Genomic DNA, 18,353 nt, shown 5'->3' on the forward strand with positions numbered 1-18,353 from the left:
TCTGTGCCGAGTCTTCCTGCACAGATGCCGCACGCACTCTAGCGAACAGCACGGTATCCCGTATGCCCGCCCACCCCAAGCGCTGGCGCCTCAGATCGGCCGGTCGATCGATATCGGCGGCTGGCTGAACCATTTCGGCCCTGCCTGGGTCATGTGGAAGCAATCCTCCAAACGCACGCCGAACTTGCCCGGCAGATATAATCCGGGTTCATCCGAGAAGCACATGCCGACGCTGAGCGGCGTCGCCTCGCCGCGGACGAGGTTGACCGGCTCATGCCCTTCCATGCCGATGCCATGTCCGGTGCGATGCGAAAGACCCGGCAGGCGATAGCCGGGACCATAGCCGATCGACTCGTAGTAACGCCGCACCGCATCGTCGACGCTGCCCGCGGGCGCGCCAAGCTTAGCCGCAGCGAACGCGACCCGCTGCCCGCGCGCGACCTGATCCCAGACCTGCCGGACCTCGCCGCTTGGGCTGCCGACGACAAAGGTGCGCGACACGTCCGACTGGTAGCCTTGCACCGTACAGCCGCAGTCCATCAGCACCACGTCACCGGCCGCGATCCGGCGCGGCGCCGTCCCGCCGTGCGGCAGCGCCGCGTCGGGACCGACCAGCGCCATCGAGAACTCGGGCTCGCCGCCCAGCTGTCGCGTCGCCGCGCTCATCATAGCGCCGACGTCGCGGCCGGTCATGCCGATCTCGACGCGCGCATGGAGCCAGCGATACGCCGCCATCGTCACCTCGGTCGCGGTCTGCATCAGCGCGATCTCCGCCGCCGACTTGACCATCCGACACCCGCGTACGACCGGATCGGCGCTGACCAGCCGCACGCCCGGCAGTGCCGCACGCAGGTTGTCGGTGACGAAGAAACGGACGTTCGCCTCCACCCCGATCAGGCCCGCAGCAAGCCCGCGGTCACGCAGGAATCCGGCCACGACCTTCAACGGGGCCGCGTCCTCGTTCCACGTCCGCACCGCTGCGGGCACCGCCAGGCTCAGGCGAACCGACGGTTCCTCGAAGAACGGCGTGACGATGCACGGTTCACCCTCGACCGGCAGGATCGCGCAGGTGAGCCGCTCCGACAGGTGCCAGCGCACGCCGGTGAAGTAGATCATCGATGCGCCCGGCTCGATCAGCAGCGCCGCCATGCCATTCGCGCGCATCAGTTCCTGCGCGCGCAACAGTCGCCGGGCGCGCTCGGCCGCATCGATCGGTCGAGTGTCGCCGGTCATGTCGCGCAGACTCGCAAGGTCGGGCTCGGCCGCGCGCAACACCGAGGATGCAAGCGGCGCGATCGCTGCGGCGGCGAGGACGTTGCGGCGCGTGAAGGAGGTCGGCATAGGCGGTGGACGATAGGGTGCTTGACGCAAGCGCCGCAATCCCCTTCCCTTTTCGCGCACATGCGGGAGCGATGATTTGGCCAAGCGGCTGACCTTGTACATCATGATCGGGCTGGTCGCGGGACTGATCGTCGGGCTGGGGCTGAACAGCTGGCTCGACGACGGCACCCCGGCATCGGCGGCGCGGCTGACCGAACTCGCGGGCTATTTCTCGATCCTGACCTCGCTGTTCCTGCGTCTCATCAAGATGATCATCGCCCCGCTCGTCTTCGCGACACTGGTGTCGGGGATCGCGCAGATGGGCGACACGGCGGCGCTCGGGCGGATCGGCGGACGCGCGCTCGGATGGTTCATCTGCGCCAGCCTCGTCTCGCTCGGGCTCGGCCTCATCATGGTCAACCTGTTCCAGCCGGGCGTGAACATCAACCTGACGCTGCCCGCCGCCACCGCCGCGTCGGGGGTCGAGACGACCGGGTTCAACCTCAAGGACTTCATCACCCACATCGTCCCCGCATCGATGGTCGACGCGATGGCGAAGAACGAGATCCTGCAGATCGTTGTCATGTCGGTGTTCGTCGGCGTCGGGATCACCGCGGTGGGTGAGAAAGCCGCGCCGCTGGTGCGCGGCATAGACGCGCTGGTGCACGTCATGCTGCAGGTGACCGACTACGTCATGCGGCTGGCGCCGATCGCGGTGTTCGCGGCGGTGGCGGGCACGCTGACCGAGCGTGGGCCATCGGTCATCGGGCAGCTCGCCTATTTCATGGGCAGCTTCTACCTGACGCTCCTGACCCTGTGGGCGGTGCTGCTGGGCGTCGGCGCGTTGTTCATCGGTCGCCGCATCGTCGACCTGATCCGCCACGTGCGCGAACCGTTGCTGGTCGCCTTCTCGACCGCGTCGTCGGAGGCGGCCTATCCGCGGATGCTGGAGGCGCTCGACCGCTTTGGTGTGCCACCGCGGATCGCCAGCTTCGTGTTGCCACTCGGCTACTCGTTCAACCTCGACGGCTCGATGATCTACATGGGGTTTGCGTCGCTGTTCGTAGCGCAGGCGTATGGCATCGAGCTGTCAATCGGGCAGCAGATCACGATGCTGCTCGTGCTGATGGTGACGAGCAAGGGCATCGCAGGTGTCCCACGCGCCAGCCTGGTCGTGATCGCGGCGACGATGCCGATGTTCAACATTCCCGAGGCCGGGCTGTTGCTGATCCTCGCGGTCGATCACTTCCTCGACATGGGCCGCACCGCGACCAACGTCATCGGCAACGCGGTGGCAAGCGCCGTGGTCGCGAAATGGGAGGGCGGCTTCGACCCGCCCGAACCCGTCGCGATCGAGCCGCCGCGCGCGCCGAGCGGCGACGGACCGGCCGACCCGGTCACCTCATTTCGCGACGTCTAGTTTGCCAAAAGCTAATTACGGGGCGGCTGCCGCCGATAGCTGAGTGCTTCGGCGACGTGGATGCGGCCGATCGTCTCCGCGCCGGCAAGATCGGCGATCGTCCGCGCGACGCGCAGCACGCGGGTATAGCTGCGCGCGCTGAGTCGAAGCTGCGTAGCGGCCTGCGCGAGCAGCTGCCGACCGGCGTCGTCCGGCGTGGCGAAACGGTCGAGCGTGTCGCCGTCCAGTTCGGCATTGGTGCGCGCGCCTGTTCCCGCCAACCGCCCGGCCTGAACCTCGCGCGCCGCAGCGACCCGCGCCGCGACCTCGGCCGACCCCTCGCGCGGCGGCGGCAACGACAGGTCGGCGGCGCTCACCGCCTGCACCTCGACGTGCAGGTCGATGCGGTCGAGCAATGGCCCCGATACCTTCGCCTGATAGTCCGCCGCGCATTTCGGCGCACGCGCGCAGGCGAGGCTCGCGTCGCCCAGATGGCCGCAGCGGCACGGGTTCATCGCCGCGATCAATTGCACGCGCGCCGGGAAGGTGACGTGCGCGTTGGCGCGCGCGACGCTGACCGTCCCGGTCTCGAGCGGCTGGCGCAGCGAATCAAGCACCGCGCGCTGGAACTCGGGCAACTCGTCGAGGAACAGCACGCCCATGTGCGCCAGGCTCACCTCGCCCGGCTTGACGCGCAAGCCCCCGCCGGTCAGCGCCGCCATCGAGGCGGAATGATGCGGCTGGCGGAACGGACGCACGCGGGTCAGCTGCCCGCCCGTCAGCGTGCCCGCAACCGACTGCACCATGCTGACCTCCAGCGCCTCGGCCGCGTCCAGCGGCGGCAGGATGCCCGGCAGGCACGCCGCCATCAACGACTTGCCCGCCCCCGGTGGTCCGAGCATCAGCAGATTGTGCGCGCCCGCCGCGGCGATCTCCAGCGCGCGCTTGGCTGTTTCCTGTCCCTTGACCTGTCGCATGTCGGGGCCAGCGACCGTCTCGATCACCTCGCCGGGGCGCGGCATCGACAGGAGCTGCTCGCCTTTCAGGTGATTGAGCAGGCCGAGCAAGTCGGGCGCGGCCACCACCTCCACGCCTGCGCTCCACGCCGCTTCCGGTCCCTGAGCAGCAGGACAGATCAGCCCCTTACCCAGCTCGGCAGCGTGGATCGCGGCGAGCAGCACGCCCGGCGATGGGGCGAGCCGGCCGTCGAGGCCGAGCTCACCGACGATGACGTAATCGGCCAGTGCCTCCGCATCGACCACCCCCATCGCGGCGAGGAGCCCGAGCGCGATCGGCAGATCGAAGTGCGAACCCTCCTTTGGCAGGTCGGCGGGCGACAGATTGACCGCGATCCGCTTGGGTGGCAGCGACAGACCCATGCTGGCGATTGCGCCGCGCACGCGCTCGCGGCTTTCCCCCACTGCCTTGTCGGCGAGCCCGACGAGGTTGAACGCGGGCAATCCGGCGATCAACTGTACCTGCACCTCGACCGCACGCGCCTCCAGCCCTAGATACGCCACGGTAGATACGATCGCGACCATGTTCTTCCCCCCGGTCGATCGTCATAGCGCCCTCGCCCTCGTTGCGAAGCCGACAAGACTTACCGTAACGTTGACTTCGCAGCCCGCCTTCCTTATGCGACGCAGCGTTGGGGCTGCCTGTGTGGTGGCCCCTTGATATTTGTATTCGGGACATGAACGATGAAGCGGACCTTTCAGCCGAGCAACCTGGTGCGTGCACGCCGTCACGGCTTTCGCTCGCGGATGGCGACGGTCGGCGGCCGGGCGGTGATCCGGGCGCGTCGCGCACGCGGCCGCAAGAAGCTGTCGGCGTAAGCGAGAAAAGCACCCCGCGCGTGACGCCGGGGCGCATAACGAAGCGGCCGGAATATCTTGCCGCGAACGCCGGGCGTCGGGCTCCGACGCCCGGCTTCGTTTTGTTGGTCAAACAGCGGAACGACGGTGACGGGGCAATGCGGATCGGCATCACCGTGACCAAGAAGGTCGGCAACGCCGTGGTCCGCAACCGGATCAAGCGTCGCTTCCGGGCGCTCGCCCGCGACGTGTTGCCTGAGGCCGGCTGGGCGGGGGCCGATCACGTGCTGATCGGGCGCGATGACGCACTGACGCGAGACTATGCCGCGTTAAAACACGACCTGGTTCGCGCATTGGCGCGCGCCGCAAAGGCGCCGGAAGGCGAAACGCGCCCACGGCCGCGCAAGCGGAAATGATCGCGCGCGGACTGATCCTCATTGCGCGCGCGTGGCAATTGGGGCCGAGCGTGGTGTTGCCGCCGACGTGCCGCTACCAGCCGTCGTGTTCGGCCTATGCAATCGAGGCGCTGCGCCGCTATGGGGCGGTGAAAGGCGGATGGCTGTCGATCAAGCGGATCGGACGATGCCATCCATGGGGCGGACACGGACCCGATCCGGTTCCGTGAAGACGAGTTGGGGCGCCAGGTGAACAACGACAACAAGAATTTCATCGTGTTCGCGGTGATCGCGGCGCTGATCCTGTTCGGTTGGCCGCTGGCGCAGAGCCGCTTCTTCCCGACCGCCAATCCTCCGGTTACTAAGATCGTCGACGGCAAGTCGAAGCCGCTGCCGCAGCCCGGTGCGGATCCGACCGCCGATATGCCCGCCGCGATGCGCGATCGCCGCACCGTGCTGGCCGCCACGCCGCGCGTACGCATCCAGACGCCGCGACTTCAGGGCTCGATCAACCTGCGCGGCGCACGGATCGATGATCTGGTGCTGATCGATTATAAGGAGACGGTTGCCAAGAACTCGGCACCGATCCGACTGCTGTCACCCGCCGGCGCGCCGGAAGCGTATTTCGCGCAATTCGGCTGGCGCGACGGCGGGTTGAAGCCGCCGGCGCCTGACGCGGTATGGACCGCGTCGTCGACCGTGCTCGCGCCCGGTCGGCCGGTCACGCTGACCGCGGCGAACGCGACCGACCAGCGCTTCCGCATCGACCTGTCGATCGACAACGATTATCTCTTCACCGTTCGTCAAACCGTCGCCAACGCCGGGCAGAGCGCAGTGCCGGTGGCGAGCTACGCGTTGGTCAACCGCGCCGGCGTGTCGAAGGACCCGGACAGCTGGACGATCCACACCGGCCCGATGGCGGTGTATGACAATGCCGCGCATTACGGCCCGAACTTCAAGGATGTCGACGCCGGTCCGCAGCGCTTCGACTCGAAGGGCGGCTGGCTCGGCTTCACCGACAAATATTGGCTGACCGCGCTGATCCCCGATCAGGCGCGCAGCTTCGACGGGCAGTTCCGCGGCGGCGCGAACAAGACCTACCAGGGCGACTTCACCGGCGCTCCGCAACTGCTCCAACCCGGACAGCAGACCAGCCAGACGACGCGCTTCTTCGCCGGGGCGAAGGAAGTCAAGCTGCTGGATCAGTACACCGACAATGGCACCGCGGCGAAGCTCGACTATGCGCTCGACTGGGGCTGGTTCCGCATCGTCGAGAAGCCGATCTTCTATTACCTCGACTTCCTGTTCCACTTGGTCAGCAACTTCGGCCTCGCGATCATCCTGCTGACGCTCACGATCCGCCTGCTCGTCTTCCCGATCGCGCAGAAGCAGTTCAAGAGCATGGCGGCGACGCGCGCGATCCAGCCGAAGATGAAGGCGATCCAGGAACGCCACAAGGACGACAAGCAGCGCCAGCAGCAGGAGATCATGGCGCTGTACAAGTCGGAAGGCGTTAACCCGCTCGCCGGCTGCCTGCCGACGTTGATCCAGATCCCGATCTTCTACGCACTGTACAAGGTGCTGCTGCTGACGATCGAGATGCGGCACCAGCCGTTCGTGCTTTGGATCAAGGATTTGTCCGCGCCCGATCCGCTCACCCCGGTCAACCTGTTCGGCCTGCTCGCCTTCACGCCGCCGCACGTGATCGCGATCGGCGTGGTGCCGATCCTGCTCGGCATCTCGATGTTCTTCCAGTTCCGGCTCAACCCGGCGCCGATGGACGATGCGCAGAAGCAGGTCTTCGCAATCATGCCGTGGGTGCTGATGTTCGTGATGGCGCCGTTCGCGGTTGGCCTGCAGGTCTATTGGATCACGACCAACTGCATCTCGATCATGCAGCAGAAGTGGCTCTACAGCCGCCATCCGCAGCTGAAGCAGGCAGCCGCCAAGTGAGTGATGAGCCGTTCCAGGTCGGTGGCGACGCCTTCGATGCGGAGCAGATCGAGACCGCGCGCAAGCTGTTCGCCGGGCCGGTCGAGTTCCTGAAATCGGCACCCGCGCTCAACTTTCTCCCCGATCCGGTCGTGCCCGAGGTCGCATTTGCGGGACGATCAAACGTCGGCAAGTCGTCGCTTCTGAACGCGCTTACTGGTCGTAAGTCGCTCGCCCGCACGTCGGTCACGCCGGGGCGGACGCAGGAGTTGAACTTCTTCGACGTCGGACACCCGCTCGCCTTCCGGCTGGTCGATATGCCCGGCTACGGCTTCGCCAAGGCGCCGAAGGACATGGTCAAGAAGTGGCGCTTCCTGATCAACGATTTCCTGCGCGGACGACAGGCGTTGAAGCGTGCCTTGGTGCTGATCGACAGCCGCCACGGGATCAAGGACGTTGACCGCGAGATCCTCGAGATGCTTGATCGCGCTGCGGTCAGCTACCGGCTTGTCCTGACCAAAGCCGACAAGGTGAAGGCAACCGACCTGGCCGACGTGACCGCCGCAACCGCTGTGGAAGCGCGCAAGCACGCCGCGGCGCATCCCGACATCATCCAGACATCGAGCGAGGGCGGCCTCGGCATCGCCGAACTGCGCGCCGCGGTGCTGGAGGCGGTCAACAGCTGAAGCGCCAAAGCGGGTGCTTGTCGTCCCCTGCCCGCATCCGTATCGCGTTGGCCCATGAAGCTTATTATCGGCAACAAGGCCTATTCGTCGTGGTCGCTGCGCGGCTGGCTCGCGTGCAAGCAATCGGGGCTGCCGTTCGAGGAAGTCGTCGTTCCGCTGTACGACGAGGAATGGGACAAGCGGCGCGAAGGTGACGAGTTCGCGCCATCGTCGGGCAAGGTGCCGATCCTGTGGGACGGCGACGCGGTCGTGTGGGACAGCCTCGCCATCGTCGAATATCTGGCTGACAAGGTCGGTCGCGCGCGCTTCTGGCCCGAGGATGAGGCCGCGCGCGCGATGGCGCGGTCGATGGCGGCGGAGATGCATTCGAGCTTCGCGGCACTCCGCCGCAAGCACAGCATGAACATCCGACAGATCTTTCCGGCCAAGCGGCCCGACGACGATGTGCTCGCCGATCTGTCACGGATCATGGAATTATGGGCACAGGCACGCGCGCGCTTCGGTAGCGGCGGCGACTTCCTGTTCGGTGAGTTCGGCGCGGCGGACATCATGTTCGCGCCCGTCTGCACGCGGATCGTCACCTACTCGCTCCCCGCCCCGCGCTTCGCCGCGGCCTATATCTCCGCCGTTCTGTCGCACCCGTTCATGCAGGACTGGATCGCGGGTGCGCAGGCCGAGGACTGGGTGCTGGGGCAGTTCGAGCAGCCCGCCGCGTGAGACACGTCGACGTCGTCGAACTGGCACGCGCCCTGCTCGACGCGGAGAGCGTGACGCCGGCGTGCGGGGCCGTGTTCGACGTGCTCGAGGCAGCACTTGTGCCGCTCGGTTTCGCGGTCGACCGCTTCGTCGTCGGCGACGCGCCCGATGGTCCGGTCGAGAATATGCTCGCCACCCGCGGCACCGGCGCGCCGCACTTGGCGTTCGCCGGTCACGTCGATGTTGTACCGGCAGGCGACGGCTGGACCAGCCCCGCCTTCACCAGCGAGGTTCGCGACGGCCTGCTGTACGGCCGCGGTGCGGTCGACATGAAGGGCGCGATCGCCGCCTTCGTCGCCGCGCTGTCCGCGCAGCCGCACGGTGGACAGGTCACGCTCATCATCACCGGCGACGAGGAAGGCCCGGCGACGTTCGGCACTGTTTCGCTGATCGAGCGGATGCGCGCGCGCGGGATCGCGCCTGACCTGTGTGTCGTCGGCGAACCGACCTCGGTCAGTCGGCTGGGTGACACGATCAAGATCGGGAGGCGTGGATCGGTCAACATCTGGATCGAGGTGCCGGGCCGGCAAGGCCACGTCGCCTACCCCCACCTCGCCGACAATCCGATCCCGAAGCTGATCGCCGCGCTGGCCGAACTCGACGCGCTCGTGCTCGACCACGGCAATGCGTGGTTCCAGCCGTCGAACCTCGAAGTGACCGACATCACTGTCGGCAACGCCGCGACCAACGTGATCCCGGCCGCGGCGAAGGCGCGGATCAGCATCCGCTTCAACGATCTCCATCGCGGCGAGGAACTCGTGCGCCGGGTCGAGCAGATCGTCCACGAACATGCCCCCGATGCGTCGATTACCGCACGAGTCTCGGGCGAGGCGTTCCTGACCCAACCGGGTGCGCTTTCCGCGATGCTGTCGGCCGCGATCCTCGATGAAACCGGCCTCACGCCTGAGCTGTCGACCACCGGCGGCACCTCCGACGCGCGCTTCCTTCGCGCGCTCTGCCCGGTGGTCGAGTTCGGGTTGCTCAACGCGACGATGCACCAGCGCGACGAAGCGGTCGCACTCGGCGACCTCCACACGCTTACCCGCGTCTACGCCAACCTTCTGCGCCGTGTGCCGCTCAGCCAGTAAGGCGCAACCCGACTCGCCATCGCTTGTTGACGTTCCACAGCAAGGGAGCCGCGACGATGCCTGGTTCGGACGAGAGCATATTGATCAAGGTACTGCGCGGTGTCGTTGCCGGTGCGATTGCGGGTGCGCTCGCGTCGTTCGCGATGGATCGGTTCCAGGCAGTGGTCGGAGCGCTCAGCGGCTCTGACGACGCAAGCGAGGAGTCGGAACCCGCCACCGAGCAGGCGGCTGACGCGATTGCGAAGCAAACGGGGCATGAGATCGCCGCGACCGACAAGCCGCTCGCCGGACAGGCGATCCATTACGCGCTCGGCCTTGGCCTCGGTGTTGCGTACGGCGTCGCGGTCGAGTTCCGCCCGTTGCTGGCCGTAGGCTACGGCAGCGGCTTCGGCGTGGTCACCGCAACGCTGCTCGACGAAGCGGCAGTGCCCGCGGTGGGGCTTGGCAGCGCGCCATGGCGTACCGATCTATCGACCAACCTCTATTCCTATGCCTCGCACTTGGTGTTCGGCGTGACGAGCGAGTTGGTGCGGCGACAGGTCGCCAGCACGCTGCATAGGTGAGCCGGGGCGGAGGCCACAAGGAGCGACCATGACCGATTATGCCAAGACCGAGGAAGCCATTTCGCGGCTGACACCCGAGCAATTCTACGTGACGCAGCAGAGCGGCACCGAGCGACCGGGCACGGGCGAGTACCTCTACAACAAGAAAGCCGGCATCTACGTCGACGTGGTGTCGGGCGAGCCGCTGTTCGCCTCGGCCGACAAGTACGAGTCGCACTGCGGTTGGCCAAGCTTCACCAAGCCGATCGAGTCCGCGCGCGTCAACGAACTGTCCGACCGCACCCACGGCATGGTTCGAACCGAAGTTCGCTCGGCAAGCGGTGACAGTCACCTGGGGCATGTGTTCGACGATGGCCCGCGCGATCGGGGCGGTTTGCGCTACTGCATCAACTCCGCGGCGCTTCGCTTCGTGCCCAGGGAGCAGATGGAGACAGAAGGCTACGGCGACTATCTAGATCAGGTCGAGGACGCCTGAGCCTCAGCGTTTCCGTCGCAGGATGACGTAGAGCGCACCCGCGCCGCCGTGGCGTGGGTGCGCACCACGAACGGCCGCGATCGCGTCGGCGTGACGCGATAGTTGGAGCCAGTCGCCGATCGCCGCGCGGATCGCGCCGCGCGCGTGCGGTCGCTCGCTTTCCTTGCGCGGCGGTCGTCCGGTCACGAGCAGGACCGTCCGCTCACCGTGCCGGATCGCATGATCGAGCTGATGGTCGAGCATCGCGTGCGCCGACGCGAGCGTGTGACCGTGCAGGTCGATGGTACGATCGGGCGACACCATCCCGCCGGCAAGCTTGCGATCCCAGCTGCGATCGAGTGTATTTGCGGGTGCACGTGCCGCCGGCACACGGATGCGCGAGGCCGGTTGCGCTGTCATCGGAAGCGCCGCTTTTGGCGGGTGCTTCAGCACCGCCGCCGGCGGTTCCGACACGGCCGCTAGCGTCAACGGCTTCTCCGCACGAAGCGGTCGCACCGTCGCGCGCACCTGCGCCCACGCGCTCGTCTCCTCAGGGGCGAGGCGTCGCCTCAACGGCCGCTCCCCGATCACCACCGTTCAGTCGATCGAGCGTGCCGATCGGCAGCAGCAAAAACGCTGTACCGCGCGCGCTCATCCCGCCGGCGATTGCGCGTGCCTCGGCACCCGCTCCCCAGAAGGTATCGAACCGGTTGGCGCCCTTGATCGCGCCGCCGGTATCCTGCGCGACCCAGATGCCGTTCGCGTCGACGCGGTCCATCGACAGCAGCACCGGCGCGCCAAGCGGGATGAACTTGGGATCGGCCGCGACCGTCGTGCCGCCTGCGACCGGCAGGCCAAGCGCGCCGACCGGCGGCCCGTCGAGGACGCGGAAGAAAACGAAGCTCTTGTTCTCGCGCATGATCGCGCGGCCTTCAACCGGATGATCGTGGAGCCATTGCACCACGCCCTGCATCGACGCCTGATTCGGCCCGATGAGCCCGCGCGACCGCATCAGCGCGCCGATGCCGGTATAATCGCGACCGTTCTGCGTGTCGTACCCGATCCGCAGCAACGACCCGTCCGCCATGCGGACATTGCCCGAACCCTGCACCTGCAGGAAGAAGAACTCGACCGGATCGATCGCATAGCCCAGCACACGCGCGCGGCCGACCAATGCGCCCTCCTCGATCGCGGTACGATCATAATAAGGCACGAAGGTCGTGCCATCGACGCGCCCGCGGATCTTCTTGCCAGCCAGATCGGCCGAAAAGGCTCCCAGATCGACATCGATCAGGTCGTTCGGCCGCGCGTAGATCGGCGCGTAGCCGGGACGCTCCTCGCGCGACCCACGTATCTCGGGAATGTAATAGCCCGTCGCATAGGCACGCCCGTCGCCGACCTGCACCGGCTCGAAATAGCGACGGAAAAAGTCGGGTGCCTGCGCCGCCGGCGTCGTCGTCGCGGCAGCACAGGCCGTCTGCCAGTCCGCCGGAGCGGTCAGACCCGACTGGTCGGGGCGACGCATCAGGCTCGGGCACGACGTACGGAACGCCTGCAACGCCGCCGCCGCATTGTCCGCCACCAGCGGCAACATGCTCCAGTCGGCACCGCGCACCGTGCCCGCCTGGACTGCGCTAGGTGCGCCGGGCACCGCGACCGCAGGAACCGGCGCGATCGGGGTGGACGCGACCGGCTGACGCGGACCCGGCTCGTCATAGCCGGGCGCGGGATCGTCGATCCGAGGTCGGCCATGCCCCATCGTCGTCGGCGGCGGTGCACCAATCCCGCGTTCGGGTGAAGAAACCCCACCGACGCACGCCGATAACGCCAGCGCGCCGGCCAGCGTGGCTACCCCCCGGCGGTATCTCACGCCTCGTCGGTGTCCGCAAGCATCCAGTTCGGATCGGCGCTCTTCAGCGTGCGGGTGAAGGTCCATACATCGTTCGTCTGCACCGCGTCGCTGAGCGAGCCGGCGACGACGTTGCCGTCGGTGTCACGCGTCACCGCCGCGATGTCCGCGTCGAACCGGACCGCGACCTGCGCCTGGCGACCCTCCAGTGACGCAGACACGATCGTCGCGCGCTCGATCGTCACCAGCCGATTGTCGAGCACGTGACCAGCATCGCGCCGCGCCTCGATCGCTTCGACGAACGCCTGACGCACATCGGGCACGACCAATTCGCTCAGCGCCTGCTCGTCGCCGCGCCAGAATGCTTCCAGGATCATCCGATAGGCCGATTGCGCACCGTCGACGAACCGCGTGACGTCGAAGCTCTGTTCGGCCGCAGCAATCGCGCGCAACCCGCTCTCGGCGCCGCTGTCGAACGGACGCACCGTCGCGCCGCGCACGTCGGGCACGTTCTCGACCGTCCGCACAGGCGTTGCGACAGCGATACGCTCCTCCGCTGCGCGCGGGAGCGATTGCTCATGCCCGCCGCGCTTGCCGAGCACCGAGTATAAGCGAAGCGCCAGGAACGCGGCGACCATCGCTAGCAGGACAACGTAGAACACCGGGCCTCCGATCAGCAGACGCACAACATAGTCGCGACCTGTCGGAACATCAAATCATCGAGCGTGCACGTTGTATCCCTCTGACCGCGCTGCTAGGCGCGCGGCACTTGGCGCGTGAGCGCCCCGGTTACGAGGAACAGGATCATGGACGAGCAAGACAACGGCGCCGCACAAGGCAACCCGTTCGCGAACGGCGCCGACGAAGCGCCCGCCGCCGGCCTCATCTCGCAATATGTCAAGGATCTGTCGTTCGAGAACCCGAATGCGCCCGCGATCTACCAGAACGAGACCGCACCCGAGATCAACGTCCAGTTCGACATTGGCGCCAACCAGGTCGGTGAGGAAGTGCACGAGGTCGTGCTGAAGATCGAGGTCAAGGCCACCTCGAACGGGCAGACCGCGTTCATCACGGAACTGAGCTACGCCGGCCTGTTCGGGCTCCGCAACATTCCCGCCGAGCACGTCCAGCCGTTTCTATTAGGCGAAGGGCCGCGTCTGCTGTTCCCGTTCGCGCGCCGGGTCGTGTCCGACGCCATTCGTGACGGCGGTTTCCCGCCGCTGGTGCTCGAGCCCATCGACTTCAACGCGCTGTTCCTCCAGCAGGCGCAGCAGCAGGGCATCCAGTTCGGCGACGGTCAGGTCGGCCACGCCTGACCTTCGACGCGCGGGAGCGAGGTAAGCGATGAACCTGGCCCGCGCGCTCGGCTCGGTCGGCGGGTTGACGCTCGCCAGCCGTGTGCTGGCGCTCGTGCGCGACACGTTGCAGGCGACCTATGTCGGGGCGAGCTTCGCCTCCGACGCCTTTTTCGTCGCGTTCCGCCTGCCCAACATGTTCCGCGCCCTGTTCGCGGAGGGCGCCTTCTCCGCCGCGTTCATCCCGCTGTTCAATCGCAAGGTGGCAGACGGCGGCGGAACGGCGGCGGGGGTCGACTTCGCCGAGCGTGCGCTGGCATTGCTCTTCCCCGTACTGGTCGCATTCACTGCGATCATGCTGATCGCTGCCTACCCGATCACCTGGGGTCTGTCGGGCGGGTTCGAGCGGCAGCATCCAAGTCCGGCGCAATTTGCGTTTGCGGTTACGCTCTCGCGCTTCACCATCCCTTATCTGATGCTGATCTCGCTGGTGTCGCTGCTCGGCGGCATCCTGAATTCGCTCAACAAATTCTGGGTCAACGCCGCCGCGCCGATCCTCCTCAACGTCGCGATGATCGCGGGGCTGCTGTTCTTTCACGGTGCCAGCCCGTACGAGACTGCCCGCGCGCAGGCGATATCGGTGACGGCGGGCGGCGCGTTGCAGCTTTTATGGCTGATGTGGGCGTGCCGGCGCGCGGGCGTCTCGCTACGGCTGCGCTTTCCGAAGCTCGATGACGACGTGAAGCAGTTGATGAAGCTGATCGTGCCCGCAGCGGCCGGCGCGGGCGCGGCGCAGATCAACCTCGCGATATCGACCGCGCTCGCGGGCGGGCTGCTGTCGGCGGGATCGATCTCGGCGATCTATTATGCCGACCGGCTCAACCAGCTGCCGCTCGGCATGATCGGCATCGGACTCGGCACCATCCTCCTCCCCGTCGTCTCGCGTCTGCTTAGCGAAGGCCGCGAGGCGGAAGCGATGGAGACGCAGAATCGCGGCCTCGAACTCGCACTCTTCCTCACCCTCCCCGCTACCGCCGCCTTCGTCTTCGCCGCCGAACCGATCGTGCGCGGGCTGTTCCAGCACGGCGCGTTCGATGCCGCCGACACGACCCGCGCGGCGCTCGCGCTATCGGCCTTCTCGATCGGCCTTCCCAGCTACGTGCTGGTCAAGGTGTTGACGCCAGGCTTCTACGCGCGGGCGGATACCAAGACACCGGTGCGGCTGGCGCTGTGGTCGGTCGGCATCAATCTCGTCGGCAACCTGATCCTGATCCCTGTGCTAGGCCGCTACGACATCGGGCAGGTCGGTCCACCGCTCGCGACCGCGATCGCGTCGACCGTCAACGTCACCTCGCTCTACGTCACGCTGGCGCGGCGCGGTCACTTCACGCTCGACGCGCAGGTCCGGCGCAAGGCGCCGCGCCTCGCGATCGCCGCCGCGCTGATGGGCGCGACCTTGCTGCTGGTCGCGCCGCGGATCGACCCTTATCTGACCGGCAGCCTGCTGACCCGCGGCCTCGCGCTGGCAATGCTGGTCGGCGCGGGCGTGCTTGTCTACGCACTCGCCTGTTTCGCGACCGGCGCGTTCCGCGTTGCTGATCTTAAGTCCCTTCTTCGCCGCAGAGCCTCTTCACGATGACGAATATGCGCGTTGTTTCCGGCATCAAGCCGACCGGGAACCTCCATCTCGGCAATTACCTCGGCGCGGTAAAGCAGTGGGTGGCGATGCAGGATCAGATCCAGTCGCAGGGCGGCGAGACGATGTACTTCATCGCCGACCTGCACGGCCTGACCGAGTGGATCCCACCGGCCGAACTGCGCGCCAACACGATCGAGATGACCGCGACGCTGGTCGCCGCCGGGATCGATCCCGAACGTTCGATCCTGTTCAACCAGACGCGTGTGCCGCAGCACAGCGAATTGTCGTGGCTGCTCAACAACGTCGCACGCGTCGGCTGGCTCAACCGCATGACGCAGTTCAAGGACAAGGCGGGCAAGAACCGTGAGGGCGCGAGCGTCGGGCTGTACGACTACCCCGTGCTGATGGCGGCCGACGTGCTGCTCTACAACGCGACGCACGTGCCGGTGGGCGAGGATCAGAAGCAGCACCTCGAACTCGCCCGCGACATCGCGACGAAGTTCAACGCTGATTACGAAACCGAGCTATTCACCCTGCCCGCGCCGCTGGTGAGCCAGGCGGCGCCCCGGATCATGAGCCTGCGCGATGCGGGCGCGAAGATGTCGAAGTCGAATCCGTCGGAGCAATCGGTGGTCAAGCTGATCGACACGGACGAGGTGATCGCGGACAAGTTCCGGCGGGCGAAGACCGACCCCGATCTGCTGCCCGAAACCTGGGAAGAGCTCGAGGGCCGTGCCGAGGCACGCAACCTCGTCACCATCTTCGCCGCGCTGGCGGATCGCACCACCGCCGACGTCGTCGCGGAATATGCCGGCAAGGGGTTCGGCCAGTTCAAACCCGCACTCGCCGATCTGGCGGTCGCGACGCTCGGCCCGATCCGCGACGAGATGACCCGGTTGCTCGCCGATCCCGGCGCGATCGACGCGATCCTCGAACGCGGTGCCGATCGCGCCCGTGACCTTGCCGCGCCGCAGCTTCGTGCCGCGCAACAAGCGATGGGGCTGCTCGCCTGACGCTCCATGTGGCGTCCGACGCCGAATAGTGGCGGAAATTTCATCCCAGGCTTGGGCCGAAGCTGCATAGTCCTGCTAGGCCAATGACTTAGCAGATTGGCACGATCGCTGCTGTGTCACTCGGTATCAGGGCTCCGGCCCTTCTTACGGAGTGTCCGCCATGACCGAGCAGCAGCAGATCAGCAAACCCGCGCGCAACAGCATCTTCGGGGTGTGCGCGGCGATCGCCGGCGACTTCGGCATCGACCCGTTGTGGCTGCGCCTGTCGATCGGTGCCGCCTTGATGTGGAACCTCGAAGTCGCGCTGATCGCCTATGCGACGCTCGCCGCGATCGTCCTCCTCAGTCGCCTCGCCTCGCCCGATCGCAGCGCTCGGACTGAGCCCACGGCGAGGTCGGTTCCGATTCCCGTCGCGGACCAGGGGACCGACGCGGTCAACTACGCCCGAGCGGCGTGATCCGCCTTACGCTTCCAGTTGGTGGATCAGCGTCCGCACCGCACCGTCGACGTCGCGGTCGGTGTCGCGCAGTTCCTCGATCCGGCGAACGGCGTGGATCACCGTGCTGTGATCACGCCCGCCGAACTTGCGGCCGATCTCGGGCAGCGAGCGCGTCGTCATCCGCTTGGCGAGGTACATCGCAATCTGGCGCGGCCGTGCCACCGCGCGCGCGCGGCGGGCGGAGAGCAGGTCGATCTGCTTGATCTCGAAATGCTCGGACACAAGTTTCTGGATCTCGTCGATCGTCACGCGACGTTGTGCTCCGCGCAACGTGTCGCCAAGGACGCTTTGCGCGAAGCCGAGATCGATGACCTCGCCCGTCAACGACGCATAGGCCACGACGCGGTTGAGCGCACCCTCGACTTCGCGGATCGACGAGGCGATCCGGCACGCGATCATATCGACCACCTCCGCCGGCACGATCGCGTCGGGCAGCTCGATCAGGCGCTGCGCCAGCACCGCGCGGCGTAGCTCCAGTGTCGATCCCTTTACGTCCGCCACCAGCCCCGCACTCATGCGGCCAAGGATGCGCGACTCGACGCCGTCGAGCGCTTGTGGCGCACGGTCGGCGGAGATCACCAGCCGCTTGCCCGCCGCCATGATCTCGTTGATCGTGTGAAAGAATTCCTCCTGGGTCGCGTCCTTGCCCGCGATGAACTGCAGATCATCGATCAGCAGCAGGTCGCAGCCGCGCAGGCGCGACTTGAACGCGTGCGTGTCGCGGGCGCGCATCGCCGCGACGAAATCGAACATGAAGCGCTCGGCCGACATGCACAGCACGCGCGCGTCGGGTCGCGCCTCTAGAAAGGCGTGGCCGATCGCGTGCATCAGGTGCGACTTGCCCTGTCCAGTGCCGCCGTGGATGAACAACGGACTGAACCGCACCGGACCCGGCTCGGCGAGCGCGCGTGCGGCATTGAGCGCGACCCGGTTCGATGGATCGGCGACGAAGCGGTCGAAAGTGTAACGCGGATCAAGCTGCGGTCGCTCGATGTGAAGCGCCGGCTCAGCGCCGGGCCGCGGCGCGGGCACCGATGCAGGCGCCGCGAAATCGAGCAGCGGGGCGCCAGCCGTGACCTTTGCGGCCTCGGCACGCGCAGGGACGGCGATCGTCGCGACCTCTGGGACCGGTGAGACACGCCGCGTCTCGATTGCGACGCTGCGAACACGCGGCAGCAACGCGCGGAACTCGTGCACCAGCCGCTCGGCATAATGGTTGCGGACCCAGTCGGTCATGAACGCGGATGGCAGCGCCAACCGCACGTCCTCGCCATCGCACGGCTCCACCAGCGACATCGGGGCAAGCCATTGATCGAACAGGCGCGCGCCGGCGGACAGGCGCAGGTTGGCGCGGACGCGGGCCCAGGCCCGGCCCGTATCGCTCAACCCAACCTGATCACCGCCATGCAGCACGCACATCTCTCCTATGGCCGCAAACCGGGGTTTGCAGCACGCCGTCTTCAAAGGTCAGAACTGCCCACACGCGGTCCCCACCACGTCGGGTCGCCAAGCTGATCCGTCTGCCCCAACCGAGCGAACGCCGGCTTGGAGCGACACGATTAGGAACAAGGGCATGAGTCGATCAAGTCCGCGCGCGGACACAAAAACGAAATAAAGCGGATTGACACGGAATTCGGCGCTGAAACGCGTC

Annotated in this window: 20 protein-coding genes; 14 read left to right on the top strand and 6 right to left on the bottom strand. The window is 66.9% G+C overall.

Annotated features, from left to right (window positions below; translation table 11 throughout):
- Nucleotides 1–90: 90 nt before the first annotated feature.
- Nucleotides 91–1,341, bottom strand: a complete 1,251-nt coding sequence (locus tag SMN802W_RS0100430; protein WP_019514906.1) for a M24 family metallopeptidase — start codon at nt 1,339–1,341, stop codon at nt 91–93.
- Nucleotides 1,342–1,417: 76 nt separating this feature from the next.
- Between SMN802W_RS0100430 and SMN802W_RS0100435 the strand changes: the two genes are divergently transcribed.
- Nucleotides 1,418–2,740, top strand: a complete 1,323-nt coding sequence (locus tag SMN802W_RS0100435) for a dicarboxylate/amino acid:cation symporter (protein WP_019514907.1) — start codon at nt 1,418–1,420, stop codon at nt 2,738–2,740.
- An 11-nt stretch (nt 2,741–2,751) separates the two neighbouring features.
- Here the strand turns inward: SMN802W_RS0100435 and SMN802W_RS0100440 are convergent, their stop codons facing one another.
- Nucleotides 2,752–4,260 carry a YifB family Mg chelatase-like AAA ATPase gene (locus tag SMN802W_RS0100440; protein ID WP_019514908.1) on the bottom strand — a complete coding sequence of 503 codons (1,509 nt, stop codon included), beginning with the start codon at nt 4,258–4,260 and terminating at the stop codon, nt 2,752–2,754.
- A 159-nt stretch (nt 4,261–4,419) separates the two neighbouring features.
- Here SMN802W_RS0100440 and rpmH point away from each other — a divergent pair, with 159 nt between their 5' ends.
- Genes rpmH through msrB form a run of 9 tightly spaced genes read left to right on the top strand, consistent with a single transcriptional unit; the run spans nt 4,420 to nt 10,428 of the window.
- The gene (gene rpmH / locus SMN802W_RS0100445; protein ID WP_017978410.1) at nt 4,420–4,554 is read left to right on the top strand and encodes a 50S ribosomal protein L34; all 135 of its coding nucleotides are present in this window, start codon (nt 4,420–4,422) and stop codon (nt 4,552–4,554) included.
- A gap of 20 nt (nt 4,555–4,574) precedes the next feature.
- The gene (rnpA, locus tag SMN802W_RS0100450) at nt 4,575–4,949 is read left to right on the top strand and encodes a ribonuclease P protein component (RefSeq protein WP_238560076.1); all 375 of its coding nucleotides are present in this window, start codon (nt 4,575–4,577) and stop codon (nt 4,947–4,949) included.
- Complete coding sequence (gene yidD, locus SMN802W_RS0100455; protein WP_019514910.1) at nt 4,946–5,158, top strand: membrane protein insertion efficiency factor YidD; 213 nt, start codon at nt 4,946–4,948, stop codon at nt 5,156–5,158. Before rnpA ends, yidD begins: the two co-directional genes overlap by 4 nt.
- Nucleotides 5,159–5,177: 19 nt before the next feature.
- Nucleotides 5,178–6,881: a membrane protein insertase YidC gene (yidC, locus tag SMN802W_RS0100460; protein ID WP_026325587.1), complete on the top strand. Its 1,704-nt coding sequence runs from the start codon at nt 5,178–5,180 to the stop codon at nt 6,879–6,881.
- Nucleotides 6,878–7,546 carry a ribosome biogenesis GTP-binding protein YihA/YsxC gene (yihA, locus tag SMN802W_RS0100465; RefSeq protein ID WP_019514912.1) on the top strand — a complete coding sequence of 223 codons (669 nt, stop codon included), beginning with the start codon at nt 6,878–6,880 and terminating at the stop codon, nt 7,544–7,546. The genes yidC and yihA overlap by 4 nt, the downstream gene beginning before the upstream one ends.
- A 54-nt stretch (nt 7,547–7,600) precedes the next feature.
- Nucleotides 7,601–8,263: a glutathione S-transferase family protein gene (locus tag SMN802W_RS0100470; RefSeq protein WP_019514913.1), complete on the top strand. Its 663-nt coding sequence runs from the start codon at nt 7,601–7,603 to the stop codon at nt 8,261–8,263.
- Nucleotides 8,260–9,390 (top strand): succinyl-diaminopimelate desuccinylase, encoded by a 1,131-nt coding sequence (gene dapE, locus SMN802W_RS0100475; protein ID WP_019514914.1) that lies wholly within the window; start codon nt 8,260–8,262, stop codon nt 9,388–9,390. The genes SMN802W_RS0100470 and dapE overlap by 4 nt, the downstream gene beginning before the upstream one ends.
- A 56-nt stretch (nt 9,391–9,446) precedes the next feature.
- Entirely contained in the window at nt 9,447–9,953 is a 507-nt protein-coding gene (locus SMN802W_RS0100480) for a DUF1440 domain-containing protein (protein ID WP_037522801.1), read from the top strand.
- A 28-nt stretch (nt 9,954–9,981) separates the two neighbouring features.
- Nucleotides 9,982–10,428: a peptide-methionine (R)-S-oxide reductase MsrB gene (gene msrB, locus SMN802W_RS0100485; protein ID WP_019514916.1), complete on the top strand. Its 447-nt coding sequence runs from the start codon at nt 9,982–9,984 to the stop codon at nt 10,426–10,428.
- A gap of 3 nt (nt 10,429–10,431) precedes the next feature.
- Here msrB and SMN802W_RS0100490 read toward each other — a convergent pair whose 3' ends face one another.
- The 3 genes from SMN802W_RS0100490 to SMN802W_RS0100500 all read right to left on the bottom strand — a co-directional run bounded on the left by SMN802W_RS0100490 (nt 10,432) and on the right by SMN802W_RS0100500 (nt 12,918).
- The gene (locus SMN802W_RS0100490; RefSeq protein ID WP_156818663.1) at nt 10,432–10,827 is read right to left on the bottom strand and encodes a Smr/MutS family protein; all 396 of its coding nucleotides are present in this window, start codon (nt 10,825–10,827) and stop codon (nt 10,432–10,434) included.
- A 130-nt stretch (nt 10,828–10,957) separates the two neighbouring features.
- Nucleotides 10,958–12,277, bottom strand: coding sequence for a murein transglycosylase A (gene mltA, locus SMN802W_RS0100495; RefSeq protein WP_238560077.1), 1,320 nt, complete (start codon nt 12,275–12,277; stop codon nt 10,958–10,960).
- Nucleotides 12,274–12,918, bottom strand: a complete 645-nt coding sequence (locus SMN802W_RS0100500) for a Tim44/TimA family putative adaptor protein (RefSeq protein ID WP_026325588.1) — start codon at nt 12,916–12,918, stop codon at nt 12,274–12,276. The genes mltA and SMN802W_RS0100500 overlap by 4 nt, the downstream gene beginning before the upstream one ends.
- A 144-nt stretch (nt 12,919–13,062) precedes the next feature.
- Here SMN802W_RS0100500 and secB point away from each other — a divergent pair, with 144 nt between their 5' ends.
- The 4 genes from secB to SMN802W_RS16095 all read left to right on the top strand — a co-directional run bounded on the left by secB (nt 13,063) and on the right by SMN802W_RS16095 (nt 16,660).
- Nucleotides 13,063–13,572, top strand: coding sequence for a protein-export chaperone SecB (secB, locus tag SMN802W_RS0100505; RefSeq protein WP_019514920.1), 510 nt, complete (start codon nt 13,063–13,065; stop codon nt 13,570–13,572).
- Between the two features lie 28 nt (nt 13,573–13,600).
- Nucleotides 13,601–15,190: a murein biosynthesis integral membrane protein MurJ gene (murJ, locus tag SMN802W_RS0100510; RefSeq protein WP_019514921.1), complete on the top strand. Its 1,590-nt coding sequence runs from the start codon at nt 13,601–13,603 to the stop codon at nt 15,188–15,190.
- Between the two features lie 5 nt (nt 15,191–15,195).
- Nucleotides 15,196–16,203, top strand: coding sequence for a tryptophan--tRNA ligase (gene trpS / locus SMN802W_RS0100515; RefSeq protein WP_026325589.1), 1,008 nt, complete (start codon nt 15,196–15,198; stop codon nt 16,201–16,203).
- 160 nt (nt 16,204–16,363) lie between these two features.
- Complete coding sequence (locus tag SMN802W_RS16095) at nt 16,364–16,660, top strand: PspC domain-containing protein (protein WP_019514923.1); 297 nt, start codon at nt 16,364–16,366, stop codon at nt 16,658–16,660.
- Between the two features lie 6 nt (nt 16,661–16,666).
- On the opposite strand, the gene dnaA is transcribed toward SMN802W_RS16095, so the two are convergent.
- Nucleotides 16,667–18,121 carry a chromosomal replication initiator protein DnaA gene (dnaA, locus tag SMN802W_RS0100525; RefSeq protein WP_019514924.1) on the bottom strand — a complete coding sequence of 485 codons (1,455 nt, stop codon included), beginning with the start codon at nt 18,119–18,121 and terminating at the stop codon, nt 16,667–16,669.
- Nucleotides 18,122–18,353: the final 232 nt, after the last annotated feature.

The sequence above is a fragment of the Sphingomonas sp. Mn802worker genome (genome assembly GCF_000382485.1).
Lineage (GTDB): Bacteria > Pseudomonadota > Alphaproteobacteria > Sphingomonadales > Sphingomonadaceae > Sphingomonas.

Bases quoted from the DNA above. Each gene is read 5' to 3' on its own strand.
- SMN802W_RS0100430 (WP_019514906.1), bottom strand. From the start codon at position 1,341: ATGCCGACCTCCTTCACGCGCCGCAACGTCCTCGCCGCCGCAGCGATC.
- SMN802W_RS0100440 (WP_019514908.1), bottom strand. From the start codon at position 4,260: ATGGTCGCGATCGTATCTACCGTGGCGTATCTAGGGCTGGAGGCGCGT.
- rpmH (WP_017978410.1), top strand. From the start codon at position 4,420: ATGAAGCGGACCTTTCAGCCGAGCAACCTGGTGCGTGCACGCCGTCAC.
- yidD (WP_019514910.1), top strand. From the start codon at position 4,946: ATGATCGCGCGCGGACTGATCCTCATTGCGCGCGCGTGGCAATTGGGG.
- SMN802W_RS0100470 (WP_019514913.1), top strand. From the start codon at position 7,601: ATGAAGCTTATTATCGGCAACAAGGCCTATTCGTCGTGGTCGCTGCGC.
- SMN802W_RS0100480 (WP_037522801.1), top strand. From the start codon at position 9,447: ATGCCTGGTTCGGACGAGAGCATATTGATCAAGGTACTGCGCGGTGTC.
- msrB (WP_019514916.1), top strand. From the start codon at position 9,982: ATGACCGATTATGCCAAGACCGAGGAAGCCATTTCGCGGCTGACACCC.
- SMN802W_RS0100490 (WP_156818663.1), bottom strand. From the start codon at position 10,827: ATGACAGCGCAACCGGCCTCGCGCATCCGTGTGCCGGCGGCACGTGCA.
- secB (WP_019514920.1), top strand. From the start codon at position 13,063: ATGGACGAGCAAGACAACGGCGCCGCACAAGGCAACCCGTTCGCGAAC.
- murJ (WP_019514921.1), top strand. From the start codon at position 13,601: ATGAACCTGGCCCGCGCGCTCGGCTCGGTCGGCGGGTTGACGCTCGCC.
- trpS (WP_026325589.1), top strand. From the start codon at position 15,196: ATGCGCGTTGTTTCCGGCATCAAGCCGACCGGGAACCTCCATCTCGGC.
- SMN802W_RS16095 (WP_019514923.1), top strand. From the start codon at position 16,364: ATGACCGAGCAGCAGCAGATCAGCAAACCCGCGCGCAACAGCATCTTC.
- dnaA (WP_019514924.1), bottom strand. From the start codon at position 18,121: ATGTGCGTGCTGCATGGCGGTGATCAGGTTGGGTTGAGCGATACGGGC.